The 15741-nt window shown below is 42.3% G+C and carries 10 protein-coding genes; all 10 read right to left on the reverse strand.

Annotated elements, in window-relative coordinates:
- Positions 1–112: 112 nt before the first annotated feature.
- The 10 genes from essA to AC6CHU_RS22765 all read right to left on the reverse strand — a co-directional run bounded on the left by essA (position 113) and on the right by AC6CHU_RS22765 (position 15699).
- Positions 113–592 (reverse strand): type VII secretion protein EssA, encoded by a 480-nt coding sequence (gene essA / locus AC6CHU_RS22720; RefSeq protein ID WP_159870142.1) that lies wholly within the window; start codon positions 590–592, stop codon positions 113–115.
- Positions 582–3416 carry a type VII secretion protein EsaA gene (esaA, locus tag AC6CHU_RS22725; protein ID WP_498122847.1) on the reverse strand — a complete coding sequence of 945 codons (2835 nt, stop codon included), beginning with the start codon at positions 3414–3416 and terminating at the stop codon, positions 582–584. Before esaA ends, essA begins: the two co-directional genes overlap by 11 nt.
- Positions 3413–7885 carry a type VII secretion protein EssC gene (gene essC / locus AC6CHU_RS22730; RefSeq protein ID WP_498122848.1) on the reverse strand — a complete coding sequence of 1491 codons (4473 nt, stop codon included), beginning with the start codon at positions 7883–7885 and terminating at the stop codon, positions 3413–3415. Before essC ends, esaA begins: the two co-directional genes overlap by 4 nt.
- A 21-nt stretch (positions 7886–7906) precedes the next feature.
- The gene (essB, locus tag AC6CHU_RS22735; RefSeq protein WP_251284692.1) at positions 7907–9232 is read right to left on the reverse strand and encodes a type VII secretion protein EssB; all 1326 of its coding nucleotides are present in this window, start codon (positions 9230–9232) and stop codon (positions 7907–7909) included.
- A gap of 15 nt (positions 9233–9247) precedes the next feature.
- Complete coding sequence (gene yukD / locus AC6CHU_RS22740) at positions 9248–9487, reverse strand: ESX secretion system protein YukD (protein WP_019382382.1); 240 nt, start codon at positions 9485–9487, stop codon at positions 9248–9250.
- Positions 9488–9661: 174 nt separating this feature from the next.
- Positions 9662–9955, reverse strand: coding sequence for a WXG100 family type VII secretion target (locus AC6CHU_RS22745; RefSeq protein ID WP_009336200.1), 294 nt, complete (start codon positions 9953–9955; stop codon positions 9662–9664).
- Positions 9956–10443: 488 nt separating this feature from the next.
- On the reverse strand, positions 10444–11442 hold the full coding sequence (locus AC6CHU_RS22750; RefSeq protein WP_251284693.1) for an ABC transporter substrate-binding protein: 999 nt from the start codon (positions 11440–11442) through the stop codon (positions 10444–10446).
- 161 nt (positions 11443–11603) lie between these two features.
- The gene (locus AC6CHU_RS22755) at positions 11604–12794 is read right to left on the reverse strand and encodes a M14 family zinc carboxypeptidase (RefSeq protein WP_159870128.1); all 1191 of its coding nucleotides are present in this window, start codon (positions 12792–12794) and stop codon (positions 11604–11606) included.
- Between the two features lie 184 nt (positions 12795–12978).
- Positions 12979–14547 (reverse strand): glycine betaine ABC transporter substrate-binding protein, encoded by a 1569-nt coding sequence (locus tag AC6CHU_RS22760; RefSeq protein WP_498122849.1) that lies wholly within the window; start codon positions 14545–14547, stop codon positions 12979–12981.
- Positions 14548–14577: 30 nt separating this feature from the next.
- Positions 14578–15699, reverse strand: a complete 1122-nt coding sequence (locus tag AC6CHU_RS22765; RefSeq protein ID WP_498122850.1) for an ABC transporter ATP-binding protein — start codon at positions 15697–15699, stop codon at positions 14578–14580.
- Between the last annotated feature and the right edge of the window lie 42 nt (positions 15700–15741).

Here is a 15741-nt window from a genome sequence, read left to right on the forward strand (position 1 = left end):
CTAATTCTTTATTCTATTTTTAGTGGCCATGTATTTGAGGGGAATTTGCTGGAGAATTTGGTTGCAGTATTTTTGTACATGTCTCCAAATAGGAGACATGTACAGGTTTTATTTAATTATCAGGCTGCTTCGCCATCCTCGGTATGAGTAATCCCATAATTACACCAATGGCAATGAGAAGCAAAATAATATAAAGAATCATTAATTTGTTATCTTTTTCAGCGGGAGCCTGATCCTCCGCCTTGAAAAAGCTTTCCTGTTTCGAATCGGAAAAAAGCTGAAGCTGGTCTGCTTTTGCAGTGATCGTGTTATTAGTAGTTTCACCGCCGTCGAAAAGCTTCTCCTTCACTTCCTTCAAAGGATCAAGGTTCTTTTTGGTAAAAGTAAGATCCTTTTGTTCTTCAGGGATCTGCTTCTTGTTTTCATAAAGTGATTTTTCATGCAGGTAATCAGTGTTCTCTTTGAATTCCTTTTTTTCATAGGTATTCGGAGTTACGTTATTAAAGTCAGGGGTCGCCCCGGCGTTTTGGCCAGCTATCAGCCAAAGCGCCGGGATCAGCACCAGTACTTTAAGGTGTTTTTTAAGCTTCATAAGCCTGGTCCTCATCCCTCTTTGTACGCAGGTCCTTTATAGACCGGACTGCAAATGGAATGATGGCAAGCAAGGCGATAATGCCAAGCAGTACGAGGATAGCCGGAATAAACAGGGTTTGTGAGTCATACTGAATGGACATATATACCTTGGACATTGGATCTTCATAGTTAATATTCGGTGCTGTAAGAGCAAGGAATGGACTTATGAAGAAGGCGATAAGCCCTACGCTCAATATCCATCCTGCCAGGTTACCGATCTTGAACCCAGCCAGCACAATGGCTGAGGCTGCCGTCAGCAGCAATATGGTGAAAATCGTCCATTCAATCGCCCGATCCTGTTCCATCGAGTAAATATTGAGACCGAATATGCTGATAATAAGACCAACAATCAGATTCAGCAGCACAAACATGGAAGCATGGACAAGCATCGGCGCATTTTTGAAATAATGGCTGAAGTATCCGATCATTAAGCTGCTGAGCAGGACAATGGCCAATATGACAACCGGCGGCAGCTTGCTTTCCTCTTTCTTTGCTGCTGTTTCTCCGCTGATTTGAAGCGGACTGGATAATTGCTCGTATACCGGGCCATTCTTTTGGCCATTTACATAAGTGTTGCCAAGCAGATTGTAAATATCATCCCGGAACATCTGGGTCGTCTCCACGTTTGAGCCCCACTTGGAATTCAGTGTATCCGCATCCTGCTGGACGCCTTGCACCTTTTGCTCAAGCTCGTTTGTGTAGGACACAATGTTGCTCTGGTTTTCTCCGATGGACCCAATAAGATCATTAATCATCAGCATTCTTTGGCTGATTCCTTCCTGTTTGGCCATGACAGAAGTTCCATCAATGCTATCAACAGGAACTGGTGTATTCGTTGAGGATGTTTGAATTTGCTCCCTAACTTCATTTGCATTTTCCTGCAAAGCGGACAAATCTGTGTCTATAGCTTCTTGCTGTTCCTTAATTTTCTTATTGTATTCTGTGAAGAATACCGTATACTGACCTTCGAGGTCTGTCAGCTTTTGCTGAGATGATAGCAATGCTGTATTCAGGTCTTCCTTAGCTTTTTCCTCTTTCTTATCTACAGCTACTATAGAGTTTAACTTCTGTACAAGCTCTTCCAGCTTATCTGGATTTTGACTGTATGAATTTTTTATTAAATCTTCATACTGTATTAGTGAAGCGTAATATTCCATCATTTTTACAGGTTTAGTATTCGTAATTTCATTATTAAAAGCATCTAAGTTAAACCCGAGCTCTATGATTTGCTGTTCTTTCTCCTCTATAAGGTTAATCATTGAAGAGAAGCTCATTGAAGCTCCAAGTTGATCTAAGAGGCTATTCTTTTCTTCCTCTAAACTTTTGTATGCTGCATCAAGGCTGTTAAGCTCCTCAAATAATTTGGCGTTTTCTGCTTCAAGCTTCTCAACCAATTCCTGCAGCGGGTTTTCTCCAGACTCCTTCGCTGCCAGTTTTTGCTCAACAGCCATTAAGCGCTGGGATAAAGCAGGTAAGGCAGTCAAGGCAGAAACAACCTGTTCGGGCTTGGTACCTTCAATTGTCTCTAAAGATGATTTCAAATTAGCAAGCTCTTGTTCAACACTTAAAATCTCATTTCTTTCCTCTTCCATACCAGGTAAAGCTGGTGATTCTAAACTGGCTTCTATAATGGAATTAAGTTGGGCTCCGCCGTTTTTCTTGTTAGATGCCACCCCTGTACCTGCACCAGGATTTCCTGGTTGTTGTCCATCGATTAATTCACTTTTCAACGAGCCTATTTTTTTAGCTGTTTTTTCGAAGGAAGCTAGTTCTTGATCTTGGAAATACGTTTTCAAGGCATTTATTTGCCGTCCAACTTGTTCGCTACGGATATCCGATAGAATATTAAACTCTTCATTATTCTTTTCAAGCTGCTTTTCCACACTCGCAATTCCACTATCCAATTCCTGTTTTCCCTCAGTCAAATCTCCACTAAGAGCATCCATACGAGCCGGCATTTTTTGTCCAGCAACAGCTTGAAGATCGACTACATTTTCATCCTGCATTTTTTGAAGGATATTCTGCTGGTTATCCTGGTATTCTTTATACTGATCTACAAATTGTATGAATGAGCCAAGGTTCTCTTCAAATTGGCGGAGGTTGTTTTCTCCCTCCTCAGTGCTTTCTGCAGTAGTCTTCACTGTAGATTGAATGCTCTCCAGCATATTGCGCTGCTGTTCAATTTCCGCTGCCAGGTTCTTGGAGCTTGGCTTATAGAAAGCAAGCATCGCATTCTGGAAGTCTATTTCTTTTTGTAAAATAGTATCAAATTGGGATTTTACATTTTCAAGGTCCTGTGAAACATAGGTCCAGTACAAGGTTGAAATCTTCCCATTCACTCGGTTGGTGGCTGTCTGGATTTCGCGCAGAACCTTTTCCCGGTTGAGTGAGTTCAGCTGATTCTGGACGGTATATTCAAAATTTGCTTTTTCAGGCTGCTTGCTTTCATAGGACATGATATTCTTTGAAAAATTGGAAGGTATATAAACAACTGCATCGTATTTGGTATTTCTCAAGCCATTTTCTGCAGCACTCCTGCCAATGACAGTCCACTCATATTGTGAACTGCTGGAGAGGATCGAAGTAATTTCCTTACCAAAATCAAGAGATTTATCTTCCTTGTCAGTCCCTGTATCTTCATTTACAACAGCTATGGTTCTTGTGGCATTCTCCCTGACTAGCAGAGGATTATCGCCGATGGAGCCAAAAAAGATGGCTGGCGCGGCGATAATCAGAAGCATCACCAAAACCATTTTCAAGATGTATTTTGTTTTGGCTGTCATGCTAAGACCTTCCTTTCGGTGGCGCATAAAGGAATCTGAATTTTTAATTCCTTTCCGTTTATTACGTAATAACCATACCCCGGCTGAATCTCTGCCTCTTTCCGGTCGTATGGAAGGGTAAAGAGCGTTTGCTCTGATTTTTTCATCAGAACGACCGCCTGGCGGATCTGTTTGATTTCTGCCGTTAAGGAATCGTACCCTTTCGTCAGTTCATTATTGCTGCCTGTGACGATGACACTAAAGCCAAGATGACTTCCATTCTTCATCAGTCTCGCGAATCTTTCCTGCAGGCTGTTATCCAAGGTCTGTGCAAAACGGGAGTATCCATCCACAGCCAGCACGATTGGCGAAAACGCTATATCTGTCTTGCCATGCTGGATTGCATTAAGATATTCCTTTTCCCTTAGAGATAACAGTTCTTCCGCCTTTGCTGCCCAATCGCTTATCTGTTCCTTTGTCTCGATATAAACTGAGTTTTCTTCACTTGCATAAGATGATAATGCTCTGTCAAAGGAATCGAAAATACCAATAGATTCAGCACCCTGAGCCAGCATTTGATTGATCATGAGCTTAAGAACATTAGTTTTTCCTTTTTGAGCCTGACCAAGGATAATACAATGCCTCGTTTTATTAAAGTTTGCATAGACAGGTTTGACCGATTCTTCATCAAGGCCAACTGGGACAAGCCCCGGCTGAGTCTCTCCAGAAATGTAACGGGTAAAGTTAATCGTACTAAGCTCTGCCGGAAGCATCGGCACCTCTTCAGGCTGAATGCAGCCTTTGTATTTCTCATTTAATTCCTGAATATCGCACCGGATGGATTCCATGATTTCGAAATCGTCTTTACCATCCGCCGGCAGGAATACCTGTGAAAAATATGCCTCTTCCATCTTAATAATGGCTCTTCCCGGTACAGGTTCAGGTGCGAACGGAACTCTTCCCAGTACAGAGTATGCCTCGCTGCTGTCCATCAAATAATGGACAATCTTCGTTTTGAGGTTGTTCATAAGTGACTGTCTGATCGAATTAATCCGTGTCGCTGCGAAAATCATATAGATGCCAAGTGACTGTCCATCCCTGGCAATCTGATTAATTTGCGTTTCAAGCTCCTGCATTTCTTCTTTAACTAAATCGAAGTTATCAAAGGTGATATAGACGAGCGGCAGCTTTTCACTGCTCATCGAATTGTACATCTTAATTCCGCTGACTTCCTGCTGCTGGAATAATAGCTTTCTTCGGGCAATTTCATCCTTGATCAGATTCATGAACTTTTCAATTTTGCGCTCTTCATCCATCAGGAAGAAATCGGCCGTATGCGGCAGCTGCCTTAGCGGAAGCAGGGACCCATTGCCAAAATCAAAGATATAATAATGTGCTTCTTCAGGAGACAGCTTTTCAGCAATACTGAGAAGCATGGACATAATCGTATGCGATTTTCCATAGCCGGATGAGCCGAATACCCCTACATTTCCATCCTCAACGATCTGATAGCTTAATGGATACTGACTCTGCTTCTCAGGCTCATCCACCATTGCCAAATGAATTTCATTATTCTCCTCAGCGCGATAAAGCTTCCTGCTTAAGCGCTCTTCAAGAGGAGGCAGCCACGGACTTCTAAGTTTCTTAATGCCCATAGCGGATTGTGCTGCTTCAATTTCTTCCACAACAGCTTCGATTTCTGTTTTTCCGCCTTTTTTCTTCCCTTGGCGTGAATTCACATCCGATAATGGCACAAGCCCCAAATCGGTTACAATTGCAATCTCATCCTCTGTCTCAGAGGAGTCATCCAAATAAGGCGCCCCGCTCCAGGCAGACTGGAACAGCTCATAGACTTCATTATTGCCGACCTGCAGATAGCCGCGTCCGGTTACGGTAATTGCAGCTGCATCGCCGTTTTTAATGATCTCCCGGCTGTCATCTGTATCCTGAACTTTTAGGGCTACCCGGAAACGGGCATTACTCCAGATCTGTTCGTCAATGACACCGCCCGGCTTTTGGGTTGCCAGAATTAAATGGACTCCCAGGCTTCGCCCGATGCGCGCGGCACTGACCAGCTCTCTGATGAATTCCGGCTCTTCACTCTTAAGCTCCGCAAACTCATCGGAAATCAAAAACAGATGCGGAAGCGGCTCCTTTGCCATACTGCTTTTATAAAGGTCGGTGTAATCATTGATATGATTTACCTGATATTGATCAAAGAGCCTTTGCCGCCTTTTCAGTTCACTTTTGATGGAGGCAAGCGCCCTTGAACTGAAGTTCTTGCTGCCTTCAATATTCGTAATGGTGCCTAAAAGATGCGGCATGTTTTTAAACGGCTGGGCCATTCCCCCGCCTTTGTAGTCAATCAGCAGGAACGCGACCTCATGGGGGTGGAAGTGAACAGCAAGCGAAAGAATATACGTCTGCAGAAATTCACTCTTACCTGATCCCGTGGTACCAGCCAGCAATCCGTGCGGTCCATGCGCCTTTTCATGGAGATTCAAGAGTGACAGGTCTTCCTTTCCTTTTAATCCAATTGGAACTGCCAGTGATTTGGAAGACTCTTTTGTAAGCCAGTTCTCTTTAATCGGAAGTTTTCCTACTTCTTTTACCTTCATCATTTCCAGGAAAGAAACGCTATTAGGAATGGAATTGGTCATGCCAACCTGGTGATCCAGCGTTCTTAACATGCGGGAAAATTCCTCATTCCCCTTCTTCTGATGAGCATCTAGCCTAAATGGGATGCTGACTGCTTTTTTATCCTGAATCAGAATGTCTCCTTCTTCCTGATTAATATATCTGACTAGGGTTTGAATATTATCATGAAGGTTTTCCTTTGAGTCTGCTGCAAAAATAACAGAGATTCCTATATTGGAATGGTCCCCCTCCAAATATTCCAGAATGACGTGATCAGCAATTAACTGGTGATTGGCTATAATGAACACGAGATGAGGAGCATACACCTGTTTCTCTTTATCTTCAACTAAATCCCTTTCACGCAGAATTTCATAAAGGGAGGATAGGAGCTGATCCCTCGTTTGTTCGTTATAAATCATCCCTTTTGCATGTGCATGCGGCATCTGAAAATGCGGAAGCCATTTGAGCCATTCCCATTTCTTATATTCTTTTTCGTTAAAAATAAATACGAACCGCACATCATGGTAGCTATGAAAAAAGGCCAGCTGCCCAATAATCTTGTGTATCTCATTTTTAACAACCTGCTCTTTTCCGATCAGCCCGATTGGCCCCTTGGCCAGATCAGCTACTACAGGTACATTTCTAACTTCTTTATACACTTTTTCCATTTGGCGTGATTGTTCAAGCAGGTCATCGATTTCACGGTTTGCCAAATCTCCTGAGCTGACCTTGACCTCATAGCTTGCAGGAACATTTCCTGTACCCAGCCTGAATTGAAGGAAATCAAAGCTCTGCAGGGGCCGCTCCCAAATGCGGTCGGATATATGGCCCGTAAGATATTTCATTTTCTCAAAAGAGGGAAAGTGGAATTCCAGAACATGCTTCTGCTTGTCAGACAATGCCTGCAGCTCTTTTCGCTTTTCTTCCAGATAGGCTGTATATACCCGATATCTGCGCTCTTTCCGCTTCTTTTGATTGCTTTTATCCTTAAAGTACTGGACAGTTGAGGTCACTAAAGTGGTCATGAACATGACCATAGAAATAATAATAAAAATTCCTCTTGGCTGAATTAAAGCCACAATACCCATTACAACCAGCATAATCAGCGGCGGCATGATAATCAGCCACAATCCCCTGCCTGAATCATCCGGCTCCTGTGATGGAAAGGAAAGGGAGACATTCTCATCAGGCATTTCATAAATCATTCTTGGTGTTCTTCGATAGAGAGGATATTTCTTTGCCATCTCTGATTGCGGCCTAATGGTAATTGGAAGCTTTGATTCATATCGTTCAAAGCTATCAATCTGGAAAAGATCCTCTTCTTTAATTCGAATGGACATAAAGGGAAAGAACAGCACATCCCCCATTTCAAGGAATACCCTCTCTTCAACTCGTTTTCCATTTATATAAAGCTGTCCTGAATGCGGCTCTGCCATCCATCCTTTTTTTGTTTTTATCAGATCAAAAGAATGGCTGGCAGCCATTAAAATGCCATGCTTTTTATAAATGGCTGCATCCGGGTTATCAGAGGAGATCTCTATTTCTCTTTGATAGCCGGTATAGTAGGTCTGGCTTTTAAGAGCTTCAGAGGTTCCTATTATCGTAAGGATTTTTCCCTCATCATTTATCTGAAAAGGCTCTCCATCGTTCAGCCTTCCGAGAACCAGCTCATTCTGCCTGACTTCATAGAAGCTGTCGTGCTTTTCTATTGAAATAATTCCTTTAGTGAAAGGAAAATCCCTTATTGTTACCAGCTGTTCAAGCTCAGCACCAATAGTGATCCTGCCTTTTTCTTCAATAGGCATAGACAGCTGCTGGCAGTAATCGCTGTAAAACAACCATAACTGTTCCATCTCTCCCACCTCCTGTCTATCTTAGTTAGGTTTTTTCTTTTCGGCCTCTTCCTTCTTCTCGTCAGGCTTTTCAGCAGAGGTCTCAGCTGCCTTTTCATCAGCAGGTTTTGTCTCTTTTTCAGCCTCTTTTTCAGGCTCTTGTTCTACAGCCTGCTCATTATCTCCGCTATTACTCCGCTCTTCTTCCTCCTGAGCTTTCTGTTCCTCTAAGTACTCGTCAATCTCGGCTTGAATTTCATCGATTTTCTGCTGTTTTTCTTCGGATTCAAGCTTATCATCTGCTTTGACAACTTCACGGTATTTCAGCAAAGCGAATAGAATTAAGTCTCTATCTTCAAGATCCCGGGAGATATCGAGAGCTTCCTTGGCATCTCCCCTTCCAATATGGATCCAATAATGATAATAAAGAGGATCTGTCTGCAGCGTGATGGTATTTTGAACATTCTCTTTCTGGTCTTCTGTTAATGCTTCATTTATTATGTAAGACTGTGCAAGTTCGTATTGGACAACTCGCGGCATCTGGTCAATATCATAATTGGATAATTCAGATACGACTTCACTATATTGGCTTTTTAAGAAGTGTTCCTGGCTGTTAATAAATGCTGCCTGTTTAGGCTGGGTAAAGATAAGGGAATATAAACTGAAAGCAAGAAAAGGCAATAAGGCAATCAGAAGTCCCCAAGCAGAAAATCTGGTTGCTTTCCATTTTTTCTGCGGAACCTTAACATATTCCTTATCTTTCTTTTCAAGCATTTCAATATTAGTCCGGATGACTTCTGATAATTCACTTTCATCCTTGGCCTTGATGACATCACGCGCTGCAGGTGATAATTCAATGGTTTCATAAAGGCTAAGGTAATCCCGGAAGCTGCGATTTCCATCAACTGCAGCTGCGATGGTCGCTTTCAATTCCATCCAGAGTTTTTCCTGATTGGTTTCATAAGGCGGCAGGCTTTCACTTACACCATAATGAAGTAAATGCGGTGACAGACTTTCATCCGCTACAATATTTTCAGGGCAAACGACAGGATGCAGCCTGGAGTACGGATGGCTTTTCACAAGCTTTAGAAGCTGCGAAGAAAAAATCCATCTGCTTCTCAAGTCTTTCTTTTTTAATTTGGAGAAGGTTAGATAATTTGAGGGAATTTGCAGGACGAGGCGCAGTTCATCCTCTGTTAAATGAATATCCCTTTTTATAGCTGATTCCATTGCCTGAAGCAATTCCAATTCCTCGGCAGCATCAGCTTTAATTTTTTCTCTTTGAAAAAGAATAGTAAGGGATTGGTGATCTGTTTCGACAACCGCTTCAAGCTGCTCTTCAAGGTAGGTTTGACTCTTTACTGACATTTTTAAATACTCCCTTTATAAAATTTCGAAACGGTCCCCAGTGGTAATCCCCTTTTCTGCCAGCTTATCGTTTCCTGACAAAATCATTTGCTTGTTGGGAATTCTGACCCAATATCCTTCACGGGGAGGCTGAGGAATAGACTTAGCTTGCCAAACAATATCAACTACTTTTTTAACAGAGTGATAGTTAGATAGACGGAGATCAAAAGGTTCAACTTCATAGTTTTTTAAATCAATTGTTAATTCTATGTACATTTTTAACACCTCACTGGAAAAGCTCAAGCGCCTCGAACCCCCCCTAAACCTCGAGGGCAGGCGCTGGAGCCAGACAAATTGCCAACGTGAAAATGGGCTGTTTAATACCAAAAAAAGAGCGCCTTCCATCTTGTGAATGCAGCGCTCCTTCTCCACTTATTGATTCAGATAAAATTAACCGCGGATTTGGCCAGCGATCTGGTTATCAGCATCTTCAAGAGCTCTTGCAGTATTATTAAGCTGAACAGAAATATCCTCTAATAATTGCTGCATTTGAACAAATGAAGGTCTTAAAGATTGGTATTGTTCAGCAAACGCTCTGCTTGCTTCCCCTTCCCATGCACCTTCCAGTTCACGAATCATATTATCCAAACGGACAATCTGATCCCCAACCTGGCTGCTTTCTCCATTATAACGGTTAGACATGCCTACTAATTCTGCTGGTGTAACGCGAATAACTCCTGACATTCAAATCTCTCCTTTTCTATAGGTTACTATTATTGTAAAAATACACAATAAAAAGGTCAATTACTTGCTTGTAAAAAATAACAAAACAGTTATTTATACCCACTAATACCCACTTTTATTATGTTTAAACATAAGTTGGTATTTTCTTCATATGCTTTTTCTATTTATTGTTATTTGCCTGATCTCTAAATTCAAATTTTCTACCTTTTTATTACTATCATGGCAGTTAAAACTCGTCAAATCACTCATAGGGTCATGTCGAATTATGTCTGTGGTTTTATTCCTATTAATCTATAAACCCCCAATTGTATTTTATGGGTAAAATTACCCTATTGTTCTTATTTAATTTTCACTTTGTTGAGCCCTTTTTTTTCCTGGTATTATTCTTATACCTTTAATAGTTCTTTTGAATCATTTTCCTTGAAAATTTTCCGTTTCATAAAGCAAAAAAAAGATACAGCTGAATCGCTGTATCTTTCCCAACCTATTTATTCCCCAACTACCTTAACATCCTTCAGCATGTCCTCTGTCAGAGTGATTCCCTGTTCCTCAGCTGCTTTCTTGTTAATCACAAGTTCCAGACTTTCCGGATAGCCGACAGGAATCTCACTCGGCTCTTTGCCTTCAAGAATGTCTACAGCCATTTGGCCTGTGGAGTATCCAAGATCATGATACTCAAAACCATAGGAAGCAAATCCGCCCCGCTTAACCGAATCACTTTCTCCAACAAAAGCCGGAATGTCTTTTTCATTGGCTACGTTCAGCACCGATTCAAGGGCAGATACTACAGTATTGTCCTTAGGGATGTAAAATACATCAGCACGGCCCACTAAAGATTCAGCAGCCTGTTTTACCTCGGAGCTTGTTGAAATCGTTGTTTCAACTGCTTCCAGGCCCGCTGCCTCGATGGCTTCTTTTGCATGCTTAACATTTACTACTGAGTTTGGTTCTCCGTCATTGTAGATGATGCCAACCTTCTTGGCATCAGGTACAAATGTTTTGATAGAGTCAATTGTGTTTTTGATGGCGTCAGGATGTGTATCAGAGGTACCTGTTGCATTCCCGCCCGGCTTTTCCATGCTTTCCACAAGCTCAGCTCCAACAGGATCAGTGATTGCTGTAAAAAGGATTGGTATATCCTTCGTAGATTGCACAACTGATTGGGCACTTGCTGTAGCAATCGCCAGGATTAAATCATTCTTGTCCGAGACAAGATTCTGGGCGATGGACATATTATTGTTCATATCTCCCTGAGCATTTTGAAAGTCTATTTTAAGATTTTTACCTTCTTCATATCCAGCATCTTTCAGTGCAGCTATAAACCCTTCTCTCGCTGAATCCAATGAAGGATGCTCCACAATTTGCGTGATGCCGATTTTAACGGTCTTCTTTTCTGACGCTTCCCCGCTGGTTTCCTCATTTCCTGAACCGCAGGCAGCAAGCATGAGCAATGCACTGCTTGCCAGGATGGCCAACATCTTTTTCATAGAAATACCCCCAAGATATCAATTTTATAATTTTTTTAATATTTTGATATTAACACGGTTAATACATTTGTAACAATAGCTAATCCACCTTTTGTCAGATAATTTGTCATCCGTAACAAAAACAAGGCTGGTTCCAATTGGAACCAGCCTCTGCTTTTCTATTAACGAATTGGCACCCTATTAGGGATTTCATTATATTCTTCCGGATTCAAATCATAAACACTGCCATCTGCAACACCATGAATGATTCCCATAACACCTGTTTCTACTGTCTTAACGAGCTGCCCTTTCATCTTTTGGCCATAGTTCTGTGTCTGCCCTTTCACTTCAAATAGGACAACCCCGCTCCCGTTCAGAGCAAAGGAGCCCAAGGCAGTTCCAGGCAAGTCTAAGTCCTGATCATATAACGAAATATTGGTAAACACTGAATTTCCCTTTTGCTGAAGGGCATCATAAAGGGCTACGTTTAGCTGGCGTGAGAAGTCAAAGCGGTAATTCTCTGCATATTGGCTATACTTCGACCCTTCAGGAGAGCTTGGATCCGGAACAAAGTCTGCTGAAATCGACATGGTTACATCTTCATCCGTTCCTTCAATTTTATAAAAGCCCTGGTGATGCAGATCTAAAAAGACTTCTACCTTCCCAAACTCCTCCTGCAGGCCTTTATATACATCCCTGACTGTTTGCGATTCAGGTGTGATATACCAGCCTGGAGTGCTTGAATTGCCCGGGAAGTCTTCCGCCCTTGGAACATAGTTTAAGTCAGGGTTAAAGTCACGGTTTACATCGAAGCCTGGTGTTTGAGAATAGTCGTCCCCCTGAAGGCTGCGTGTGTAATAATTCCAGGTTGGCTGTGCATTATGTAATTGAGGAAACTGTTCCTGAACCTCTTCCCAGTTCATAACATTGCCGCGCCTGTCCAATTCAGAACCATCGGCATTCATCATTGGAATCGCTACAATCGTTAGTTCTTCCCTGATTTTTTTCGCTTCTGCTGATTGACTTGAACCTAGCTGCTGAAGAATATTTAACAATGCGACAGTACCAGTCTTCTCATTGCCATGAATTTCACTCTGTACAAGAACTACTTTATCTCCATGGCCTACTCGTGCTGTAAAGATATCTCTCCCCTGATTTGTTTTTCCCGCTGACTCAACCTGGACCTGGCCATTGGATGACTTTTCAAGCTGGCTCAGCTTTTTCTTTAATTCTTCATAATCTACAAATCCTTTAATTGATACATTTTCTTCTGTCACAGGCTTTGCTCCTTCCGCAAAGCTAACTTGAGGCGCGAGAATCGATGCTGCCAGTGCTGCTGAACTAAGAACTTTCCATAATGACTTTTTCTTCATTTTTTAGCCTCCACCTAATCTATTAATTCGTTATACGAACTATTTTAATCATGCCTTTTCAACAGAGGGATGTAAATCTGCTAAAAGAATTAATATTCTGAATAATTTTATCCTACATTTTCCTTAGTTGTTAAGACTTTCTTCACATCAAAAAGGACTGCGAAAGATCGCAGTCCTAACGGCATCAGTCAATTAATCCCTCTTCTTTCAGGAAATCAACCGCCACATCTTCATATTGCTCTTTATCAATATCAACTCTTGCATTAAGTTCCTGCATTTTTTCATTATCAATTTTACCTGCAAGCATGCTCAAAGCCTTTTCAATTTCGGGATGCTCCTTCAGCGTATCAGCCCTGATAACAGGGGTCGCGTAATACGGCGGGAAGAAATTTTTATCATCTTCAAGAACCTGCAGATTGAATGCCGGGATGCGGCCATCAGTGGAAAAAGCGTCAATGGCATCCACTTCTCCATTCTTGATGGCACTGTACATAATGCCAGAGTCCATGGCCTGTGTTTCACTAAATTCAAATCCGTAAGTATCCACAAGGCCCGGATAGCCATCGGGACGCTCCAGAAATTCAGGCTCAGAACCAAATGCCAGCTCTGATGATTTCTTGCCTAAATCTGATATTGTTTTAACACCCCAGTTTTCAGCATCTTCTTTTCGAATAGTAAGAGTATAGGTGTTATTAAATCCAAAAGGTTCAAGCCAGACCATATCATATTCTTCCTTAAAGCGCTCTTTTACAAGCTCATACACCTTATCAGGATCACTGATCATTTCTTCTTTTAAAATACTCAGCAAGGCTGTCCCCGTATATTCCATATACAAATCATAATTTCCGTTATTAACCCCTTCAAATGCAGGTGCGGTACCACCCAGGAAGGATTCATATTTCACATTTAAATCTGTATGCTCTTCTATCAGATGGCCCATTATATAAACCATGATTTCCTGCTCTGTGAAGTTTTTGCCGGTAATGGTGATGGTATCCTTTCCGCCGGATGACTCTCCCAGCTGCGCAGCAAAAGCTGAGATAGGAAGGATTAATATTAATGCGGTCACCACCCATTTTCTCCAGCGGCTCACAGCCGGATTGGTTTTCTGCCCTTGCTTAAGTCCTTGAGGAGTCACATCTGTCTCCAAAAGCTTCAGCAAATAGTCAAAAATAATCGCTAACAGCGCAGATGGAATCGCACCTGCCAAAATGAGGCCCGTATTATAAGTCTGCAGTCCGCGGAAAATTAAATCTCCCAGGCCGCCAGCACCAATGAGGCCTGCTATCGTAGCAACGCCAATAATTAAAACGGTCGCCGTTCGAATCCCGCCCATGATGACGCTAAGAGACAATGGCAGCTCCACCATCCAAAGCACCTGGCGATTTGTCATTCCCATTCCGACCCCGGCGTTAATGGCAGACTTTTCAACACCAGTAATGCCTAAATAGGTATTTCGAAGAATGGGCAATAAGCCATATACGGTTAATGCAATAATGGCAGGAGCTTGTCCTGTTCCGATGAATGGGACTAAAAATACCAGAAGTGCGAGACTCGGAATCGTCTGAAATACACCTGCAATCCCAATAATAGAATCGGCAATTTTCCGATGCCTGGTTAAATAAATGCCCAAAGGAACAGATATTAAAATTGCAATGGCAATCGAAATAAGCGAAAGATACATATGCTCTAAAATTAAGTTCCATATTGTAGGCCAGCGGTTTACAAAAACGTCAGCCGTACTGCTGATCAAGTTAAGAATTGTCTACACCCCCTATCCTGATTATTCGACGATCTCGTCGACCATATATTCTACGAGACTTGATCGGGTCACAATGCCCATAAGTTTTCTGTGTTCGCCCATGACCGGAACAAATCCGTAAACAGATTCGTTCACAAGCTGAAAGGCTTTTTCTGCCGGATCATCTTGCTGAAGTGTCACAACGCTTGAATCCATAATATCCTTAAGTCTTAGGCCTTCATCTTTGTAATTTTTCTGAACGTCCCAGACGGTTGCAATCCCCTGAAAAAGATCTTCATTATCCACAACCACAAGACTGTTAACCCGCTTGCTTCGCATCAGCTTCAAGGATTCAGCCAGCCTGCGGTTTTCACCTGCTGTTACAGCAGGAACCATTAATTTGGTCAGTTCAGGGAATGAAATATTGTCGCTTTCCTGAAGCCGGTCTTCACCAATAAAGCTTCGGACAAACTCATTAGCAGGCCTGCGGATAATGTTTTCCGGCGTATCCAGCTGGACCACCTCTCCATCCTTCATAATACAGATGCGGTCAGCGATTTTAAGCGCCTCATCCATGTCATGGGTTACAAATACAATCGTTTTCTGAATATCCCGCTGAAGGCGGACTAACTCATCCTGCAGCTGCTCCCGGCTGATTGGATCCAGCGCACTGAACGGTTCATCCATTAAGATGATCTTCGGCTCAGCTGCCAGCGCCCGGATAACACCGATCCTCTGCTGCTGCCCGCCGCTCAGCTCTGAGGGGTATCTTTCACCAAAGACTTCCGGATCCAATCCTACCATATGCATCAGCTCGTCCACTTTATCTATGTATTTTTCCTTCCTCCATTTCATCAGCCTAGGAACAAGCGATACATTTTCTTTAATCGTCATATGCGGAAGCAGCCCGATTTGCTGAATCACATAACCGATCGTCCGGCGAAGCTTGACTGGATCCTCTTTTGAAATATCTTTTCCTTCTATTGTAATTGTCCCTTTTGTCGGCTCAATCAGTCGGTTGATCATCCTCATGGTTGTGGTCTTTCCAGATCCGCTGGGACCAATCAAAACCAGCAGCTCTCCTTCTTCCACTTTAAAGGTAATATCCTTTAGAGCATGAAACCCATCCTGAAAGACTTTATTCACTTCTTTAAATTCGATCAACTTTTCCAGCACCTCCTATACATAAATGTTAAATTATGGAAT

It is taken from the genome of Cytobacillus sp. GQ23 (assembly GCF_059758675.1).